The 2,585-nt window shown below is 39.9% G+C and carries 2 protein-coding genes and 1 pseudogene; all 3 read left to right on the top strand.

Annotation, left to right across the window (positions count from 1 at the left end):
- Window positions 1–270: 270 nt before the first annotated feature.
- Complete coding sequence (locus tag ACFPOH_RS11245) at window positions 271–468, top strand: hypothetical protein (protein WP_390309692.1); 198 nt, start codon at window positions 271–273, stop codon at window positions 466–468.
- Window positions 458–742, top strand: a complete 285-nt coding sequence (gene tnpB / locus ACFPOH_RS11240; protein ID WP_390309690.1) for an IS66 family insertion sequence element accessory protein TnpB — start codon at window positions 458–460, stop codon at window positions 740–742. Before ACFPOH_RS11245 ends, tnpB begins: the two co-directional genes overlap by 11 nt.
- Window positions 743–798: 56 nt before the next feature.
- Window positions 799–2,374, top strand: a pseudogene (tnpC, locus tag ACFPOH_RS11235) (IS66 family transposase).
- The last annotated feature ends 211 nt before the right edge of the window (window positions 2,375–2,585 follow it).

The raw sequence follows: 2,585 nt of genomic DNA, 5'->3' as shown, positions 1-2,585 counted from the left end.
TGCCGCTCGCTTCCTTCAGATTCCGCGTCACCACGGACACCCTTGCGTTAAGCTAACTGTTACTTCTGCCTTCACAGTTCGGGACTTACACCCTATAGATTACACCCATGCCAGGCGCACTAAAAAGTGCAGGATTCGCATCGAAAAGCAAAATCCTGCACATCATTTTTCTATAAAAGTATAATGTAAGCCCGAATTCAAACAACGCATATAAATCAATCACACCTCCCTGTAAGATAGAGTTATCGATTACAGAGGAGGTGTTTTGATTTGGCAATTGAAAAACTAAATATCGTACCCGTCAAATTGGAACCTGATTCCGATTCAACTCCCACTTCAACGAGTTGTGCCCCTCACAGACCTGTATGCGTGATTCAAGCAACGGATTTGAAAATCTCCTTTTACCCCGGTGTAAAACCTCACATCATTCAAACGGTCATCAAGGAGTTGAATCATAGTGATTCATGATTTTACGAAATGTAAAAATATCTATATTATCTGTGGCCGTACGGATATGAGAAAAGGGATTGATGGTTTGGCAACGTTGATTCAAGATTCTTTCGAACTTGATCCATATAGTGACGCCATTTTTTTATTTTGTGGACGGAAGAAAGACCGGTATAAATGTTTGTATTTTGATGGAGATGGCTTCGCCATGTTATACAAACGAATCGATAACGGCAAACTCCAATGGCCAAAAATCGAAAAAAGGTATCTTCTAGTTACCAATTTAATGATATAATCAATTCAATATGAAATCTGTACGGAAATGTGGTGAATCGTTTGGGCGACACTTCAATGCCGACTGAAAAAGTCATTCAACTTCTTGAAGAACAGTTAACATATATGAAGAAACAAAATGATCAGTTAACCAATCAAAACAAGGAGCTATCCAAACAAATTGAAGTGTTGACTGAGCAAGTTCGCTATCTCACGAAACTTCTTTATGGTTCAAAATCCGAAAAATCAAAGTACCAAGCTCCAGATGGACAGTGTTCTTTGTTTGATGACGACCCTTTTTTTAAGGAACCTGAGCACACAGGAGAACAAAGCACGGACACCGTGACTTACACCGTTGTTCGTAAACGACATAACAAGAAAAAACGAAATGATTCTTTTATAGATGGTTTAGAAATTGAAGAAATACATCATCATCCGGAAAATCTACAATGCGAGTGTTGTCAATCACTTATGACAGAGATTGGCAGTACGGTTGTACGGGAAGAAGCGAAATTCATACCAGCTACGATGAAGCGTGTTCAGCATATTGAACACGCTTATGAGTGTAGGTCCTGTAAAAAAGATTTACATAAAAACTCACAAATCAAGCGAGGTAAAGCACCACAACCTGCCATTCAGCGAAGTATTGCAGGACCAACGGTCTTAGCAAAACTGATTTATGACAAGTTTGTCCTCTATTTGCCTTTACATCGGCAAGTAAAGGAATGGCATCGTTATGGTTTACTAACCAATGATAAAAACCTATCAAACTGGGTGATTCGCACGGCAGAAGATTGGCTTCTTCCATTATATAATCGAATGAAAGAAACCCTCATGAAAAAATCAATTCTTCATGTCGATGAAACCTATGCCCAAGTATTGAACCGCTCAGATGGAAAGCCAGCTCAATCTAAAGCTTACAACTGGGTGTTCCGTAGCGTTGCTTCCCAAGGACCGGCAATTGTTCTGTTCCATAGTGCTTTATCCCGTAGTCGGGAAATTTTGACTGACTTTATGAAAGGCTTTAAAGGGACGATTATCTGCGATGGATATTCTGCATACCATGATGTACCAAATATTCATTTTGCCAACTGCTGGGCTCATGTTCGTCGATACTGGTTAAAAGCCGAAAGTAAAAATGGACGGATTGGTGTCGATTATTGTGATCGACTTTACCGCCTAGAACGGAAATTTAAGAAACTTCGGCCGAGCGAACGGAGAAAAGCTAGACAAAAAGAGTCCAAACCTATTGTCGAGGCATTTTTCAAATGGATTGAAGAATCTCCTTTCTATGGGAAGAATGCCCTTGCCAAAGCTGCGGAGTATACATTGAAGCACGCCGAAGGTCTAAAAGCTTTTTCTGTATGATGGGCGCATTGAAATGGATAACAATCCAGCTGAAAATGCGATTCGCCCAAATATCATTGGACGTAAAAATTGGCTGTTTTCCGTCAGTGAATCGGGAGCCGATGCGAATGCCATCTGTTTAAGCTTGGCTGAAACGGCAAAAGCGAATGGCATTGATTTTTATCAATACCTAGCGAAAGTATTGTCGGAACTCCCAAGTTTACCAATCCATCAACAGCCAAAAATATTAGATTGCTATTTACCATGGTCGAAAACCATTCGTGAATCATGTGCAATAGCAAAATAGCCCTCAATCCGAAAAACTTGGGATTGTAGGGCTATTCGTTGTGCGTACCAGAAGGGTGCGCATTTTTTATTTATCTCCTATATTGTAAGCCCGAATTCAAATGACGCATTGAAAAACTTAAAACAGGGATTAAAAAAGCGTACCTATTAGTACGCATGACAAATAGCCCTACAATCTTGAATTTTTTCAGATTGAGGGCTATTTTGCTATT

Source organism: Ureibacillus suwonensis (genome assembly GCF_042655065.1).
In the GTDB taxonomy this organism is placed as follows: Bacteria; Bacillota; Bacilli; order Bacillales_A; family Planococcaceae; genus Ureibacillus; species Ureibacillus suwonensis.
This window is presented reverse-complemented; position numbering and strand designations above follow the sequence as displayed.